Here is a 17,730-nt window from a genome sequence, read left to right as displayed (position 1 = left end):
AGCTATCCAAAATAAAATTAAATCGAATCAAGGATTGTAACCGCCATGCCAAACCCAACCCTCGAAGGCTTTAGAGTTTTTGCACTGGGCGTTCCGCTTGAAATCCGCCCGGCAATTGAAGCGCAGTTTTCGAAAGCTGTGATCAATTTCATTACCGTGCAAAGGCCTATTTCTGATTTTCACGCCAGAATATCCGCGAACCAAAAGCGCGCGATAATAACCTGGGACGAGCCAACCGCGCCGATATTAGAGTACGCGAAAAACACCGATACCCCAATTTATCGGGCCAATGAAAATAGGAGCAAGAGGTCTAACAACATTGTGGGCCTCGATCTTCTTGACCCAGACCTTGCGCTAATGGCGTTTGCCAAACCAGAGCCAGCTCTCCCAACTGAAGATGCCGATTTTTCGGACATCGTGGATAGAATAAAGCTCGTCAATAACGCCCATCCAACGGCAAATTTGCCTTTCCGCGGAAGCGATGCCGTAACACCTGAAGACATCACTGTTGTTTTTGGGGTGAGGCTACACGCGCTCAACCCTTGGATCGTAGACCGAATCGAGTTCTTTTCAAATTACTACAACCCCCTCCCGAAGGTCGTTGTAGTAGATTTTGGTTCTGAGCTAGAGTACAGCGAAAAAATTGAGGCTGCATGTCAAAAAGGCGGATTCGTCTATCATTACGTGGATGACCGAGGGATTTTTTCGCTATCCTCTGCGCGAAACGCTGGATTCGAGGTAAGCGACACCCCGCTCGTGTTTTTTAACGATCCAGACTTCTTTTTCCCGTCGGATTTTTTTGCTGACCTTTCGAAGAAGGCATCAGAACTATCCGCTGTAACAAATATAGACGTTGTGTTGATGTGCCCGGCCTATCACTTGACTGAAAAATCTACACAGACTTTTTCAGCTATGCCCGACAACAGGGAGAAGTCTTCGTTCCTGAGGCAGATAGCATATACTTCGATATACAGTGAGTTCGGAAACGATTTTGAGTTCATCGCACCGTATTCCAACGTATTTCTTATCAACCGTACCCTATACTCGCTTTGCGGAGGATACGATTCCCGCTTCAGGGGCCATGGATCAGAGGATTTCGAGTTCTTTTGCCGGCTATCGGCCTTTGCCGGCGGCATTCCGACTCCGCCCAAAGTCATGAGCGATATGGGCGGCCCACTCAAAGCAGAGTTCTTTAACGTAAAAAAATATGAGGGGTTCCGCGCCCTCAACACGGTAATATGTCTGCCAGCCGAAATGGAAGGGCTGAAGGCTTTCCATCTTTATCACCCGACACCCAAGAATGACAGTTGGCGCGAAAACAACGACTGGAAGAGAGATAGACTTCGCGAGACAATGGGCGCTTATGAAACTGAAAAGCACAAGGTTCTTAACGTTGACAGCCTGAGTCGGACCAAGCGCGTTCTTTGCGTTTGCCTGCACAAGGACCACTGGGGATACTTTGCGCCGCTTAGAATCCTTGGCTACGAACTTGTACCCATGTTTGACGACTCTGTTGCTGAGATCGAAGAGGCAACCCGCAAGATTCAGTTTGGTGAAGTTGATGCGTTCGCCATCTTTAACCCGTACATGACTAGCTACATGAAGGTTAGAGGCCTTTACTATCTCGCTCGGAAAACCGTTAAAATGATAATTGTCGAGAGAGGCGCATTGCCTAACACAATTTATTATGCAGGCGACGTTGCATACGCCGAAACGGAATATACTTCGCGTGAGTTCGAGGCGTTTCTACCGTCCGAGAACGATCTAGCGCGTGCTGGCCATTACATGAATGATCTCACTGCCGGGTCATCTACCCTTGAGCGCAACCACTCATATGCCTTCACCTCCAGAAAATACTCACCCCTCAGGAGCAGCGATCGTCAAATTTGCTTCGTCCCACTCCAGCTCGACGATGACATGGCGGTTACGATGTTCGTCCGGGATGCGCAGCGCTATCCGGATTTTGTCATGTCGATCGAACGGGTCGCGGCAGAAAATCCGGACATTATTTTCCTTGTAAAGCCACACCCACTGTCAAAGCTGAATACAGCTTTTAAGTCACCTAATATAATATTGGCAGAACGAGAAGACAATATTCACTGCTTGATTGATCTTTCGACCTTCGTGGTGTGCTATAATTCGGGCGTGGGCCTGCTTGCACTTGCCCATGGCAAGACAGTTATTAGCGTTGGAAACGCGTATTTCTTTCATGGTGACACGGGCAGGTTCAGCGATTCATTTGAGGCTGCCATTTCGGACTACATCTCAGGCAAAGCCAAACCGCCGGAGCCCAGCCATACGAGACGTCTATTTTCGTGGCTTCTAGATAAAAAATACTCGTTCTTCAGCGCGGAAGATGATGTCCGCGAGTTCGACACGAGGAAGGCACATTCATACAAGAACATTATTGTGAGCAAAATTCGACTTGACGACGAAAGTGCTAACTTGGGCCGCCTGAGCGCCTCAAATCGCTTTTCTCCAAAGAGCTTCGGCTTCGCGCTTTTGAATTACGGCGCCACCGCCGAACAGAAAAAGTAACCTGGACGTGATCTATTTAATAACGGGTTGCGGCGAGCCCAATTTCGGCGATGAATTGCTTACAAAATATTGGATAGATTTTTACAGGACTCAGGGGTACACAGGCGAAATATTTGTAGATTGCAAGTCCGATCGGGGCGCACGCGCGCTGCATGGCAACATTGAAGGGGTACATTTTGGCCGATACCTTAAAGCTCTCGCAGTCGGCCGAGATGGCGCAATCCATGAGTACGTTCAGGCTGCTAGAGATTTTATCGACGCTGCCCTCGATAGTGGGATCGAGAGTGCTCAGCCACGCTCCGCGGGCGCCCGAAAGATTTCAGTAGCCAGCAGGCCTGGGTCATTTTCTGACCTTAAGTTGGTTCATTTAATTGGGGGCGGCTACATAAACGGCTCTTGGGAGAACTCGTTCTCGCTACTGGGGGGAGCGAGTCAGCTTGCCCGGAGGACGGGCTGCCCAATCGTAGCAAGCGGCTTGGGAATTGCGCCGCTGTCCCTCTCACAGGTGGATGCTTCAGCGGTGGCGGATGCATTCGGTGATTTTCATTTATTTGAAGTCCGTGACGAGCGATCGAAGAAGCTGCTCAAACGGCTGAATGTCGGAACCGCGAAGTCGGGACTTGACGATGCTTTCTTGGAAGCACCACGAAGAACAGAACGGTTTCAGGGCACTACGCTGCATGTTTGCCTGTTCTCCAAACACCTGGAAGGTCCTGCCGGCGAGTCCTTGCTACGCTCGATTGTGAGCGAGGCAGTCAATTTTGATAGAGTGCTTTGCTGGCAGTGCAATGAGGCAGATAGCCAAGCGTGCAAGGTAATTGAGAATGCGTTGGAGGGCAGAGCAAAGCGCATTTATAACAAGCTTCTGCTCAACGCCGGCCTGCCGATAAATCCGTCTGATGCGATGGTGACGAGTAGGTTTCATCCTCATCTATTGGCTGCGCGCCTGGGAATTTCGGGTTACTACGTTAGCCATTCAAATTTCTACGATTCAAAACATGGTAGCGTGGTGGAATTGGGCTCCACTTTTTTGCGCTGGCAGAACGGCGCCAGCGGACCAATATCTCCCAGCCGGGGAGGGTCATCAAAGATGACAAATGAAGACGCCGGCCGCGTAAAACGGAAGGGCCTGGTTGGCCGAGCAATATATAAACTCGTAACATGATATTTTAGTCTGAGCCCGCCCGTTGCTTTTCGAGTTCGACAGCAAATTCCGCCGGTGGTGGGCAACAGAGTGGGGAGTGCGTACGATCGGTGTTATTATTATTACTGGCGGGGCCCAGCGTCAGGGATAGCGTGTCGTTCAAAATCTCGTCGCGCACGCATCCGTTGAAGCTCCCGACGTATCCACCCGTCAGTATATAGTGACCCCCGGGCACCGGTCCTCAAAGGGGGCCTGCTGTGATTTCTGCGGCGTTTGATCCGTGAAAATCACAGCAGTTCAAATCCATTGCTGCCGAGTGCTCCCATCCCACTACGGGCGAATCGATATCGATATCGATATCGATATCGATATCGATATTACGTCCACCTCGGATCCGGCTGCACCGTGACAACTAGAGCGGGTTCACGACGGGTGGAATCACGGGGGATTCCCTTTTCGCTGATCGTGTGATTCATAGGCAGCCGTCACGAAGGAGGCGGCGATGGGTTGGCGACCTGGGCAGAGTTACTCGCAGGATTTGCGTGATCGGGTGCTGGCGGCGGTGGACAGCGGGATGCCGGTCCGCGCGGCAGCAGTAATCTTCAAGGTCAGTATTGCCTATATCTACAAGGCGCGGATTCGACGGCGGCTGACCGGTGATGCCGGGATCAACCCGAACCGCGGCCGTCCTCCGCGCAAACTCTCCCCGGCACAGGAACTGGTGCTGGCGGCGCACATCCGCTCGCGGCCTGGGATCACGCTGGCGCAGGCGCAGGCGTGGCTGCTGGCCGAACATGGGATCGGGCTCAGCACCGGCGCGATGTGGAACGCGGTTCGGCGGCTCGGCCTGTCGTTTAAAAAAAGCCCTGCACGCAGCCGAGCAGGAGCGGCCGGACGTGGCGGCACGTCGCAAGCTGTGGCGGGCAGCCCAGCCGTTCATCGACCCTGAAAGCCTCGTCTTCCTCGACGAGACAGGGGTGAACACCAAGATGGCGCGGCTCTATGGCTGGGCGCCGGTCGGCGAGCGCTGCCGCGATCACGTGCCGTTCGGACACTGGAAGACGATGACGTTCATCGCCGGCCTGCGCCTGACCGGCATGACCGCGCCCTGGGTGCTCGATGGGCCGATGGATGGCGATGCCTTCCGGGTCTATGTCCGCGACGTCCTGGCCCCCACGCTCCGGCGCGGCGATGTCGTGGTGCTCGACAATCTGCCCGCCCACAAGGTGGCCGGCATCCGCGAGGCGATCACCGCCCGGCGCGCCCAGCTCTTCTACCTGCCTCCCTACAGCCCCGACATGAACCCGATCGAGATGGCCTTCGCCAAGCTCAAGGCACTCCTGCGCCAGCAGCCAGCCCGAACCGTCGATGCTCTTGTCGAGCGCATCGGCGAACTCCTTGATCGCTTCCCGCCCTGCGAATGTGCCAACTTCTTCCAGGCCGCTGGATATCAACGGTCAATGTGAAATTGCTCTAAATCTTGGCTCGCCGCTCCGTCGCCCGTGTGACCGCAATTCCCCCATCGCCACCCGTCCAGGGCATCGGTCGCCAGGGACACGCCTCTGACCAAGCCGAAAACCCCGAACGGCGCTCCTGCTGACCGGCGCTGGTCGTTCAGAACCCGATATTGGCCGCGACGCGGAAGCTGCTGTCGTCGCTTTTGCTGCCTATCCGCCCATTGTAGCCAGAGACGATCCGGACATTCGGCGACGGGCTCCACACCAGATCGATGCCCGCTGCCCCGGCATTGCGCGACAGCGGGGCGCCGCCGACCTCGAAACCTGCGCCGCCCGCGACAAAGGCTTGGCGAAGCCTCGGCTCTGCGCCGTCCACGCGCCGCAGCCATCCCGCGTTGGCACGCGCACGCAGTCCCTCGACGATCGGAGTCTCGGCCCGCACGCCGAGTTTCGCGAAGGCGGAGCTTTCGGTGCGTGCGGCACCGCGAAGCGCGGCCGAGCCGCCGGTTTCCGCAAAGGCATCGGTCTTCACTCGATACGCCTCGAAACCGAGATAGGGCTGGAGCGATCCACCGCCGACGGCAAAGCCATGGCCAGCCTCGAGGAAGCTGTACAACGTGCCGCCATCATAATCGGCGCGCAGCCGCTCGTTCACGCCAGCGAATACGACATGGCGATCGATGCGGGTGTCGGCCCAGGCATAGCCGACCCCGGCGCGCAGGCTCACCGCCCCGATCGTGCCCCCGCCATAGCCGAGCAGATGGAGCGTCTGGCTGCGGCCATCGCTGCCGCGCTGGTTCATCGTGAGGTCGGAGCGGGTGTAGCCGCCGGCAAGGCCTATCCGGGCGCCGCCGAGCGACAGATCGACGCCGCCGACACCGCCGAAACTCGCCCGGCGCAGCGCCGCAGCGCCTGCATCGCCATCATCGGTGCCACGGCTGCCGATCATCGTGCCCCACAGCCCCGCCCGCGCGCCGCCCGAAAGCGTCCGGGTAAGCACTGCGTCCTCGACGATGCGGGCATCCTGCACCATCGCAGTCCCAAGCGAAGCATGGACCTCGCCCGAAAGCGTATCGAGCGCAGCCCGCGCGGCGGCTTCATTGGCCTCGAGCGTCACGGCAGCATAGGCCGCATTGCTATCCGGCAGCCCGTTCAGCCCAAGCGCGGTCGCGCGCTGGTTGGCGCTGTTCGCCAACCCGGCGAGGCCGGCGGCGCTGCGCGCGACATCGGCGAACACGCTGGTCGGCGAATAGACGATACGAAGCCGATAGTTGCCGCCCGGCTGCTCGACGGTGCTGTAGGTCCCTGAAAGGCCACCGGCGGCCGAGAGCAGCGTATAGCGCGTGCCGATCCCGCCGACGCTGCCGACCAGCGCGAGCCGCGCGCCCTGACCGAGCGTTGCGGTTCCGCCGACCACGATCCGGTCCGACAGGCCAGCGGCAGTGATCGTGGCGAGATAGGTCGAGCCCGTGGTCTGCGCGAAATCGCCGGTAATCGTAAGCGTGCCGATCGCAGTGTCACCGGGGGAGACCGTGCCCCCACTGCCGATAGCAAGGGCACCAACCGTCCCGGCGCCCCCCAGCGTGCCGCCAACGACACTCAGCCGCGCCGCCGAGCGCCCCGACATCAGCAACCGGCCGCCGAGGACCGACGTGGTGCCGGTGAAGCCAAGCTGGTCGCCCATCGTCACGGTCCCCGCGCCAGCCTTCACCAGCGCGCCGTTCCCTTGCAGGCTGCCGCTGAAGCTGGCGTCGAAATCCTGCTCGATGCGCAGCGTGCCGCTGTCGATGATCGCGCCGGTGAGCGACGTGGTGGTGCCGATCAGCGTCGCGCCGGCGGCGATTCCGGTTTCAGGGACGCTGAGCGGGCTGCCCAGCGTCCAGGTACCGGCCGAGACGTCGAGCCGCTCGAACCCCGTGGCGCCGTCGAACCGGCCCTGGCCGGTCGTGGAGAGCTGGATCCGGTCATAGCCGGTGCCGCCGTCTATGATGCCGCTGACGCCGGTGATCGCGCCGGTCTGCACGAACACATCGTCGCCGTCGCCGAAACGAAGATCGCCCGCCAGCGTGCCGCCATCTGCGACATAGCGGCTGCCAGGCGGGGGCGCAGCAGCCGTGGCCACGGCAGCGGTGGTCAGGTCCCTGGCGGTGGCAGGCGAAGCGAGGCTACCGGCCAAGACGACGTCGCCGTAAATCTTGCCGCGATTGATCACCTCACCGCGCACGCCCCAGATCGCCGTTTCGGATGCGCGAATAACCCCGCTCGCCTCGTTGACCACGCTGCCGTCGAAACCGAACTGGATCGCGATTTCGGTGCGGCTCTCGATCGTCCCGCTGTTGGTTATGCTTGCCGGGGCGTATACGCTGGAGATCGCCGACCCATCGGTAACGATCGTCCCGGAATTCACGGTTATGTCTGCGCGGTAGACGCCCGTGCCGCCCGAACCCGCGACATCGCTCAGCGTGCCACGATTGATGAAGGTGCCGAGCCGGGACACGCCGGTTCCGCCTTCGATCCGGATCGTCCCGCTATTGGTCACCGTATCACCGCCACAAATCGCGGTTGGGGCGCTCCAGGGCTCGGCACCGGCTGCGGAAGTGGTAATCCTCCCAGCGTTCTCGAAGTCCGCACCTGCCGCCGCGACCGCGCAGCCGCCGTAATAGCCGCTCCCCAGCGCGAAGGCGATGTTGCCCCGGCTGATCACCGTGAGCCCCGCATTGTCGCCTCCCAGGCCATAGCCGGGGGGCGACGCGCCGTTGAGGAGCGCGTCGGAGGTCACGCCGCCCAGATCGATCGCGGCCGTGCCGGACGTCGTCCAGTTCGCAGTCAGGTCGATCGTCCCGGCGCCGGTGAAACCCAGGCCTGTGGAAAGCGTGTCGGGCGCCGTCAGCGCCAGCGTCGCGCCGTCGCGCACTTCATAGGCCACTGCGTCGAAGCCCGACGGCACTGCGATCGTGGCGCTCTGACTGGTGCCCGCGACATAGCGGATCGTATCGAACCCCGCGCCCATATCGACGCCGCCCGTCGCGCCTGCCAGCGGTCGGTTCACCGCGCCGCCGAGATCTACCACAAGCAGGTCATCACCGCCGCCCATCCGCAGCGCACCTTCGACCACGCCGCCCCGGTCGATGAAGACATCGCGAGCCATGTCATAGCCGTTTCGCGTGAAATCGACGGTCCCGACGATCGTGCCGGCATTGCGGACCACCGAGCCGTAGCTCGTCGCGTTGCGGCCATCGATCGCGATGCCGCCGCCGCGCACGACGCCGCCCGTGCGATTGTCGAGCCGGAGATCGTCGGCGACGATGCCCGTCGTGCCACCGCTGATCGTACCACTGTTGACCAGGCGCGCCGCATAAGTCGACACGCCGATCGTCGCGCCGGAAATCGTGCCGCTGTTGACCGACGCATCAGTGTCATGCCCGCGGAACAGCGTGGCGCCAGCGCCCCCGGTCGACGTGAGGATACCGCTGTTGTCGAGCCGCACATAATCGAGCGACGCGGCGGTGCCGGTTGCGTCGATGGTCCCGCTGTTGGTGAGCAGCGCCGCCGGGCTGCCAGCGCCGCTGACCTGCACGCCGATGCCGCCGTTCGACTTCACGCTGCCGCTGTTGGTGAACGAACCCGGATAGACCCGGACTGCGGCGAGGTAAGGGCTATCCAAAGATGCGGTGATCGAGCCGCTGTTCTCGAGGTCCAACTTGTTGTCGTAGTTCGACCAACTGGTCGTGATCGCCGCGCCGGTTGTCACCAGCGTGGCAGTGTTCACCAGGCGCCCCGAGCCCATCGCGAGGATGCCGTTGGCGGTGGCGTTCGCGCTCGCGACCGTCACGGTCGAATTGTTGGCGATCTGCAGCGACAATTGCTCGAAGCCCACCGGCAGCGCGGCCTGGCCCAGCGTGGCGTCGGCGCTGATGCCGAGTTGGAGCTGGTCCATCCCCGCCCCGCCGTCGATCGTGCCGGTGATGCCCGCAATCCGCCCCGCCGCGGAATCGAACCGCGCCTTGAGCACGTCGTTGCTGCCGCCGAACTGGATGCTGCCGTTGATCGTGCCGGCAAGATTGTCGATCATGCTCCCGGAATATTGCCCGGTGCCGGCGATGATGGAGCCCGTGATCGTGCCGGCGTTGGTGATATAGACCTGCGCGGTGGCGCGGATCGCATCGACGCCGTTGGTGGCGATCACGCCGCCGGCGCTGTTTTCGACGTAAAGGATGCCGATCGAATGGAGTGCGGCGCCGCTGCCGTCATTGCGGATCGTGCCGCTGTTGGTGACGCTGACGGGCGTGCCCTGCATCGTGGCGAGGGCGGTGTTCGACGTGATCGTGCCGCTATTGGTGACCAGCGCCTGCCCCGGCGTGGTGATCGCGCTGCCGCCGGCGCCATCGATCAGGCCGGCATTGAACACGTTCTGGAAGGCGCCGCTGATCCCATTGATTGTGCCGGTCGCCCTGTTTTCGACGCTGAGGAAGCTCGTGCCGGTCTCGGCGACCAGTGCGGGCGCCGCAGTGCCGGTGAGCGATCCGGCGTTGTCGATCGTCGCCTGGACGAAACTGCTATTGTCGCTCCGGCGCCGAAGCAGGATTGCAGATTCGCCGCTGATCGCGCCGCCCTGCGCGATGGTGATCGCTGCGGAACCCGCCGGATACTGCATTTCATATGGACTCGGGCAATAATGAACGGCCGCCCCGCCATAGGGATCGCACGGTGCCAGGAAGGGCGCGTTGTTGCTCAGGAGCATTCCCGGCCGGCTTCCGCCGGCGATCGAGCCGTTGACCAGATAGGTGTCGGTGCGGCCGGTATTGACGATCGCAGCCGCGCCAGCGCCCGGCAGCACTTGCGCGCCCGCTGCCACGACGACGCGCGTTCCGTTGCTCGCGACAGTCAGGCCGTCACTGTCGGTGCCGGCGCACGTGGTGGTGCCGCCGCCGATCGTGGGGTCGGGAGAGCATTGGGCGGCTGCGGGGGACGCAATTGCGATTGCGACCGCGAAAGCACTGGCACCGAGCGCGAACGAAACAGACCGCGCGTGCACACGCCGCGGCGCCAAAGACTTCAGCATTAAAGACATCCCCCTAACCGCAAAACCCATCCAGTTGCGGCGCTTGTGAACTACCATCGCGAAAAGCAGATCGTCCAGAACAGAAGTCACGGGTGCTTTCGAAATGTCGCGCTGACAGCATAGCCTTGTCGCCCGAAGGGTCGATAAGGCTATGCTGTCAGTGCCGGAAGTCTGCGATCATCGGCCGCTTTGCCGTCACGGGATCGTGGTGCAGCATGGCCATTGTGACGCGCCGAACGTCGAGGCCGATGCGTGGCGCCCCTTCGCCGATCAGGCGGGCAAGGCCTGCTGCCGCCGCATCGATCGCGCATTGTTCGGCGGCGTCCACGACCAGCAACTCCAGACGGTCCCAGCCCTGCTCGCCGCGCCGCAGCTGAATTTGGAAAGCCTCGGCCCCTTTTGCGAGCGGCGCGAACAGCGCGAGGTCGAAATGCTGCTCGGCCAGCAGGAACGAGCGCGCGTTGCGGCCGCGCAACTCCAGGTGGCGCGCGCCGTCGCGATCGACCAACCGGCCGACATCGCCGACGAGGTAGCGAAACACGGGAAAGCGCTGCCGATACCCGTTGGTCACCGCCAGTTCGCCGAACCCATCGGCATCGGGGTCCATCACTTCGACAACGACATGCGGCAGGATGCGGAACAGCCCGGGCGCACGGCTCGCGTCCGACCATGCCCAGATGCCGGTCTCCGCGCCGCCATATAGCGACCAGAACCGCTGCGTGCCGAAGCGCTCGGCAAAGGTCTCGGCGGCGCTCGCGGGCAGCGGCTCGCCGGCATAGAGCAACTGGGGAATCTCCAGGCGCATGCCGGCGACGCGGAGATATTCGGCGAAGAGTTGCAGCTTCGAGGGGGTGCCGAGCAGATGCGTCGGCGCGAAACGCCGCGCGGTCGCCACGACGTCCTCGTACCGGGCATGCGCGCTCATCGGCAGCGACGTCGCGCTGCATCGTTCCAGCAGGTCGTCGATGATGGCCGCGGTACGATACATGTCGGCATAGCCGAACAGGTTGAGCGCCACAGCCCTTGCATCGAACATTCCGCCGGCCAGCAACGCCTGGGCAAGGGCATGGCGCTGGGCATGGTTTTCGTCGATATCGACCGGGAAGACGAGCGGCGTAGTGGTACTGCCGCCGGAGCGAACGAGGTAGACGCCGCGCGGTTCGGCGCCGGGATCGAACGCGTCGAGGTGCGGCTTCAGCACCGCCTTGTCGACCGGGGGCGCCCGGTGATGGTCGTCGATCCCCGCGAAATGGGCGCTGTAGAAGCGATGCGCGCGCGCCCGCGTGAAACAGTCGCGCAGCAGCAGTTCGTCCTCCGCGCCGGTCATGCGTCGATCGCTTCGAACAGGTCGCGATACTGTGCCAGGAACGGTGACCGCTGTTCCTCGGGCAGCACGGCAAGCGCGTGGTCGCGCCACCGCGCGACGAGCATCGCCGCCATCCGGCGGTCGCACGGGTCGGCGCTGGTGCGATAGCGCAGCACCGTCGGCGGAACGTCCAGCGCGCGCCAATCGGGGCAGCGGCGGTGCGACAGGCTATCGGGCGAGACGCGGAAGCGGATCAGAGGCGCCGCGATCAGCCCGGCGTGCGCACCGGCAGCAACGACGTCCTTCAGCACCCGATACCACAGATCGACGCCTTCGTTGAGCCGCGCGCTGGCATAGCGGTGCTCGCCCAGCCACCGGCGCCGGACGACGACGTTGCTGGCGCGGCCCATCATGAATTCGGGATGCGCGACGGCACGCAGCGGCTCGGCGAGACGGAACAGTCCCTCCTCGATCGGCGCCAACTCGCCGGCGAGCAGCGCAAGGTCCGGAAAGACTTCGCCTATGGGCTCGCTTGCAAAGCCGATCACCGCCATCGCCAGCGCATGACGGTCCATGACATCGCGCATTCGGCGCAGCGCATCGGGGCGCAGCCTATCGTCGGCGTCCAGGCACAGCAGCAACTCGCAATCGGCGCGTTCGATGCCGCTGTTGCGCGCCGCGCCCGGTCCGCCATTCACCGTCCGCCGCACCCACTCGACTCGCGTGGCGGCGAATGCGGCGGCATGGTGGGCAAGCGCCTGCTCCGCGACTTCCGCGCTGCCATCGATGCTTGCGTCGTCGACAAGGATCAGCGCGTCGGGCGGCGCTTCCTGCCCGGCAAGCGATGCGATGGTTTCGGCCACGAACGCCCGCTTGTCGAACAGCGGAATCACGACTGCAAGGCTGGTCATTGCGCGACCAGGGGCACGTAGATCAGGCCGCGATCGCCATGAAGGTTGATGACCGACGCGCTGGAGCCGCGGAATATGCCCGGGCCATAGCTGATCGCATCGCAGCACAGCTGGAGCCCGACCAGGTGCGTCGCGCGGGCTTCGCCGGGTGCGCCGAAGTCGCGCTGCGCCAGATAGTGCTGGTACATATCTTTCGACCAGTCGCGCGACACGCGCGTGCGCCACGCCGCCTCGCCGCACTCGCGACGCACCAGCGCATCGATACCACGACCGCCGCTGCTGCGCTTTGCGATCATATCCTCGTTGCGCGCGAGCAGCGCTTCGCAGCCACCGGCGTCGGTGATCGCCCAGGAGGGGATCAGGAAGCGGCGCAACGCCTCCGCCTCGTCCGCCGGCAAGATGCTGTGGCGGATCGCATCGTCCCACAGCACCGCCAGCACGCGCTTGTCGTGGACCAGAATCAGCGTGCGGACGTCATTGAAATAAGCGCCCGTGGCGATGAGGTGGCGCAGCACCGCGCCGGGGATGAGCGGCAGCTCGCTGCGGTCCATCTCAAGGATCACATGGTCGATCCTCTGCCCGCCGGCGCGCAGTTCGCCGCCCACCAGTTCGATCGCCGCCGGCGAGACCGACAGAAAGCCGATGCCGCGATCGCGCAGCGCATCGGCGAGGAGGAAGATTTCGGTCCCCGCCTCGCCTGCATGGAGCATCGCCACGGTGTCGCCGACGCGAAACCGACCGCACAGCGCGTCGATGAACCCCCGCCCGGTCACGTCGCCCAGTCCCGTCGTGGCAGCGTGCGGCGCAAGCGCCTGGGCAGCCCGTTCGCTCACCATCCACCCGTTGAGCGGATAGCGGGCGCCGATCTCGCAGACGCGGGGCTGCCCCTCGATGTCGTGGACAAGGTCCGGGCGATACCAGCCGACCCGATAGGGCTGTGCGTCCGCCAGCCGCAGGATGGCCTCCATCGGCGCGGGCAACGCATAGATCGCGCGGATGCGCGGATCGTCGAAATACCGCTCCACGATCGCGCGCAGCGCCTTGTCGAGCAGCTGGTTCAGCCGCTCCAGCCGGGCCAGATAGGCAGGCGTGACCAGCACCGGCGTTGCCGCGAACTGCGCGCTGTCGAGGATCGACGGAACGCCCATCCGCGCCGTCAGCGCCAGGCGCTGGTCTTCGGCGAAGCTCCGCTCGGCGATGCGCAGCAAGGGCGCATCGCCGCCCGCGCCGATCAATGGACTGCCTCGGCCTCGAAAGCGTCCTGCAGGCAGACCTGATCGAGCACCGCAGCCTTTTTCTCGAGGTAGGTCCCCACGATCCCGTCCAGCGCATATTCGGCGACCGCCACGTCCATCGCCTCGGCAAAATGCTCCAGCGCGCTCAGCGCGTGGAAGAAATGGTTCCTTTCGGTCGGCCCGGTATGGACACTGATCCAGGCAAGGGTCTGGCGGATCGCCGCGTCGGAGAAGCCATAGTCTTCGGCAAGCCAGCGCCGAAACAGCGGGAGGATGAACTCGACTTCGCCGTGCGTGTAGATTTCGTGGGCCAAGGTAGTGAGCAGCGCGATGACCGGGTCGTGGTCTCGCAGCGAATTGTGATCCTTCCAGTCCTTGAACGCCTTTGCGGCAGGATGGAGGTAACGCCGCGACAACCAGCGGTCATCGCCGACGATATCGGTCGCCATCCGATAAAACATATCCGCGTGCAGGACGCGGTGGGTGACCGCCAGATCCTCATCGATAATGCGGTCGAGGCTGGTGAGCGCGCGCAGCAACGCGCCCGCGTCGCCGACCTGCTGCCCGCGATGGAGCAGGAGCGTCAGACGATTGCCGATCCCTGCGACGGTCGCCGCGCTGTTGTTGGTCTGTGACCAGCTATGGAAGAAATGGCACAGCGCCTCGGGATCCTGTCGCCGCCCGGTCAAGGCGCGGAACCCGTCCTCGATCATGCAGAAATAGCGGTCGTTTTCCGAAAAGTTCCGCAGCAACTCGGCCCGGATGCGCGAAGACGGCACCGTTTCAAGCACTGGCAATATGACAGCTCGCAGAGAACCCACCATCTTCCACCCCCCAAAGTTCCCACCCGTCTATCCGCGATGCCCGATTTCGGGGAGCGCAACATGCCCCGATCTGGACAATCCTGATACACATTACATGCATAGCAAATCTGCGAATGAATAGAATGCGAAAATACGGGTTGATAATTTACATTGTTACGCCGCTCATCGCAGAAATGGTTAACAGCCTAATATCTCAGTGGCGCGCTCTTCGGCCTACCGGATTTGCAGTACGCATCCGATCTTGCTCGCATCATCGACGAACGACTCTTCCGCCAAAATCAACTAGGTAGGCACAGGCCCACGCCGCACGTTCTTCGGAGCAATGTTCGACGGGTTCATCCCGGTTCGTGTGACGCGGCCTATCCGTCAGCATGCGGCGCACCCCGGAAACGCACAAAAACCCGGAATAAGAGATTGCCTTTGCCCGGCTGCGCGGCATACCATCCAGCGAACATAAGTGCGCTATGCGAACAATTCAGGGGGATCTATGTTTTCGGTGATGCTGGCACTCACTGCGGCGGCTGCCGCGCCGACGGTGCAGGATGTTCCCGTGCGCTCTGCCGAATACCGGATGCCCGCCATCCTGCCGCTGGAGCGTCGCGCCGAGACCGAGGATCGCTGGCTCAAGCAACGGTTCGAGACGGTGCTGCCGACGCTGATGCGGCGCGACAAGGTGCAGATGTGGATCCTCGTCGCGGGCGAATATAACGAGGACCCGATCGTCGAGACGATGCTCCCCGCCACCTGGCTGCACGCCCGACGCCGCACGATCTTGGTGTTTTTCGATCCGGGCGCGGGCAAGCCGATCGAGAAGCTGGCGCTGGCGCGCTATCCGATCGGGGATTTCGCGCCCGCGTGGAACCCGGATGCGCAGCCCGATCAATGGGCCGAGCTCGCCAGGATCGTCGCCGCGCGCAACCCGTCGACCATTGCGCTCAACCGCTCGGAGGGCTTCCCGCTGGCCGACGGGCTCAGCGCGACGCATTACGAGGCGATCGTTCGGGCGCTGGGGCCGGATCTGTCGAAACGGCTGGTGGCGCATGAGCGGCTGGGGCTTGGCTGGCTCGAGACGCGCATTCCCGACGAAATGGCCACCTACCCTACGATCTCGCGCATTTCGCACGCGATCATCGAAGAGGGTTTCTCCGAACTGGTGATTACGCCGGGCGTCACCACGTCGGACGATGTCGTCTGGTATTTCCGCAATCGCATCGCCGAGCTCAAGCTCGACACCTGGTTCCAGCCCAGCGTCGCGATCCAGCGCGCCGATGGCGGCAAGTTCAGCGTGCAGGAAATGGGGCATCGTGGCGACACGATCATCATGCCCGGCGACATGCTCCACGTCGATTTCGGCATCACCTATCTGGGGCTGAACACCGATATCCAGCGGCTCGCCTATGTGCTCAAGCCCGGCGAGACGCAGGCGCCCAAGGGATTGCGCGACGGGATGGCAGCGATGAACCGCGTCCGCGCCGCCACCATCGCCGCACTCAAACCCGGCAGCACCGGCAACGACGTGCTCGCCACCGCGCGCCGACAGATCGAGCGCGAGGGGCTCGAAGGCACGATCTATTCGCATCCGATCGGCTATCACGGCCATGGCGCCGGAACCTGGATCGGCGCGTGGGAGAGCCAGAAGCCGGCGCCCGGCCGCGGCGACTATCGCATCGATCCGAACACCGCCTGGTCGATCGAACTCAATGCCGAAGCCAAGGTGCCCGAATGGGGCGGCCAGAAAGTGCGGTTCATGCATGAGGAAAATGGCTTCCTGTCGCCCGACGGCAGCTTCCGCTTCCTCGACGGCGGGCAGGAGAGCTTCATCCTGATACCCCGCCCCTGATCGCGACCGCCGCTCCCGCCAGCGCGCGGGAGCGGCACCCGGCTTATTCCGCGCCGATCAAGTGGAACCTGGTCTGGCGCCCGTCGATGTAGCGGACGGTTTTCCCGTCGAAGAACGCATCTTCCTCGGTCTTGAAGTCGACGCGCTGATTGTCCCATTCGGGCACCGCGCGCGTCGCCTTCAGCTCGATCGACCAGGCGATGTTGGGGCGGAGCTTGTATTCGCCCGTGGGCACGAACTTCTGTTCCTCGGACAGGCCGATGCTGCTGCCCGCGGCGTGGCCGTGATAACCGATCGGATGCGAATAGACGCTGGGATCAAGCCCTGCCGCAATCGCCTTGGCCCGCGCACGGTTGAGCACTTCGTTGCCCGTCACCCCGACGCGGAACTCGGACGTCACCGCATCCTGCACGCAGTTATTGTCGAGCAGCCCGGCTTTCAGTCCCGCCGGGGCATCGCTCTCCCCGTCGCGCAGGACATAGGCGACATGCTGGGTATCGGTGTTGAAGCCGAGATAGACGATGCCGAAATCGACACGCAGCATGTCGCCCTTCTGGATCACGCTCGCCTGTTCGCGCAGCACGCCCGGCGTGCCCCGGCGCGTCACTTCGACCGAGGGGTGGAACCACGATCCAAAGCCCAGTTCGTTCACGCGCTGGCGATACCACCACACCAGGTCTTCGTTGGTCGTGACGCCGGGCTTGACCACCTTCGCCGAAAAACCCTCGCCGATGATCGCATGCGCCGCGCGCACCGCCTCGGCATAGCGCGTCATTTCCTGCGGCGTGCGCGTCTCGAGCCAGCCGATCGCCAGCGGATAGCCGGGCACGATCCGTTCGCGCATCGCGGGAGTCAGCGCAGCCATCAGGTCGGTATATTGGCTGTGGGTGATGCCATCCGCGAACGCCGTCAGCGACGACGTGTTGAGCGCGATCTTCCTGGGATTGCGCGCGGCGACCAGTTCGCGAACGCGCGCCCATTGATCGGGCTGCTTGTCCATGTCCCACACGGGTTCATACAGATCGCCCATCCCGTGCTTGCTCACCACCAGCCGCTCGATGGGCTTGCCCTGACCCGGATCGAAGAAGATCAGGATCGTGCGGCGCCGCGCGCGCAGATTGGTGGCGTTGAGCATCGTCGTCATCACCGGGTCTTCAAGATACTCGCGGGCGACGAGGATCCACATGTCGATGCCGTTTTCCCGCATCAGCGCGGGCAGGACGGTCTCGAACCGCTGTTGCAGCCACTGGTCGCGCAGCACCGCCTGGTCGCGCAGCGGAAGGATCGCGGGCATCGCTGGCGACATCGATTCCTCGCCTTGCGTCGGCGTGCACGGTGCCGCCACAGCATACGGGATCGGCAGCGCGAGCGCGGCTGCGCTGCCGAGAATCAGGGCCTTGCGGGGAGACATGC

Annotated in this window: 10 protein-coding genes; 4 read left to right on the top strand and 6 right to left on the bottom strand. The window is 62.8% G+C overall.

Features of this window, described 5'->3' with window-relative positions; all coding sequences use genetic code 11:
• The first annotated feature begins 45 nt into the window (after positions 1-45).
• The 3 genes from ACG3SL_RS03215 to ACG3SL_RS03205 all read left to right on the top strand — a co-directional run bounded on the left by ACG3SL_RS03215 (position 46) and on the right by ACG3SL_RS03205 (position 5,148).
• Complete coding sequence (locus tag ACG3SL_RS03215; RefSeq protein ID WP_448663699.1) at positions 46-2,538, top strand: capsular polysaccharide export protein, LipB/KpsS family; 2,493 nt, start codon at positions 46-48, stop codon at positions 2,536-2,538.
• A gap of 7 nt (positions 2,539-2,545) precedes the next feature.
• Complete coding sequence (locus ACG3SL_RS03210) at positions 2,546-3,703, top strand: polysaccharide pyruvyl transferase family protein (RefSeq protein WP_448663698.1); 1,158 nt, start codon at positions 2,546-2,548, stop codon at positions 3,701-3,703.
• A gap of 481 nt (positions 3,704-4,184) precedes the next feature.
• A protein-coding gene (locus ACG3SL_RS03205) for an IS630 family transposase (protein ID WP_448663449.1) occupies positions 4,185-5,148 on the top strand; the annotation gives its coding sequence in 2 pieces (ribosomal slippage) (positions 4,185-4,535 and positions 4,537-5,148; 963 coding nt in all).
• A 148-nt stretch (positions 5,149-5,296) separates the two neighbouring features.
• On the opposite strand, the gene ACG3SL_RS03200 is transcribed toward ACG3SL_RS03205, so the two are convergent.
• The 5 genes from ACG3SL_RS03200 to ACG3SL_RS03180 form a co-directional block, all read right to left on the bottom strand.
• Positions 5,297-10,201, bottom strand: a complete 4,905-nt coding sequence (locus ACG3SL_RS03200; RefSeq protein ID WP_448663697.1) for an autotransporter domain-containing protein — start codon at positions 10,199-10,201, stop codon at positions 5,297-5,299.
• Positions 10,202-10,358: 157 nt separating this feature from the next.
• Complete coding sequence (locus tag ACG3SL_RS03195) at positions 10,359-11,528, bottom strand: AMP-binding protein (RefSeq protein WP_448663696.1); 1,170 nt, start codon at positions 11,526-11,528, stop codon at positions 10,359-10,361.
• Positions 11,525-12,418 (bottom strand): glycosyltransferase family 2 protein, encoded by an 894-nt coding sequence (locus ACG3SL_RS03190; protein ID WP_448663695.1) that lies wholly within the window; start codon positions 12,416-12,418, stop codon positions 11,525-11,527. Before ACG3SL_RS03190 ends, ACG3SL_RS03195 begins: the two co-directional genes overlap by 4 nt.
• The gene (locus ACG3SL_RS03185; RefSeq protein ID WP_448663694.1) at positions 12,415-13,653 is read right to left on the bottom strand and encodes a hypothetical protein; all 1,239 of its coding nucleotides are present in this window, start codon (positions 13,651-13,653) and stop codon (positions 12,415-12,417) included. Before ACG3SL_RS03185 ends, ACG3SL_RS03190 begins: the two co-directional genes overlap by 4 nt.
• The gene (locus ACG3SL_RS03180; RefSeq protein WP_448663693.1) at positions 13,650-14,450 is read right to left on the bottom strand and encodes a hypothetical protein; all 801 of its coding nucleotides are present in this window, start codon (positions 14,448-14,450) and stop codon (positions 13,650-13,652) included. The genes ACG3SL_RS03185 and ACG3SL_RS03180 overlap by 4 nt, the downstream gene beginning before the upstream one ends.
• Before the next feature lie 514 nt (positions 14,451-14,964).
• Here ACG3SL_RS03180 and ACG3SL_RS03175 point away from each other — a divergent pair.
• A complete protein-coding gene (locus ACG3SL_RS03175; protein WP_448663692.1) occupies positions 14,965-16,317 on the top strand; it encodes a M24 family metallopeptidase in 1,353 nt (450 codons plus the stop codon).
• Between the two features lie 43 nt (positions 16,318-16,360).
• On the opposite strand, the gene ACG3SL_RS03170 is transcribed toward ACG3SL_RS03175, so the two are convergent.
• The gene (locus ACG3SL_RS03170) at positions 16,361-17,728 is read right to left on the bottom strand and encodes a M24 family metallopeptidase (RefSeq protein WP_448663691.1); all 1,368 of its coding nucleotides are present in this window, start codon (positions 17,726-17,728) and stop codon (positions 16,361-16,363) included.
• Positions 17,729-17,730 lie beyond the last annotated feature (2 nt).

This window comes from Sphingomonas degradans (assembly GCF_053502645.1).
This window is presented reverse-complemented; position numbering and strand designations above follow the sequence as displayed.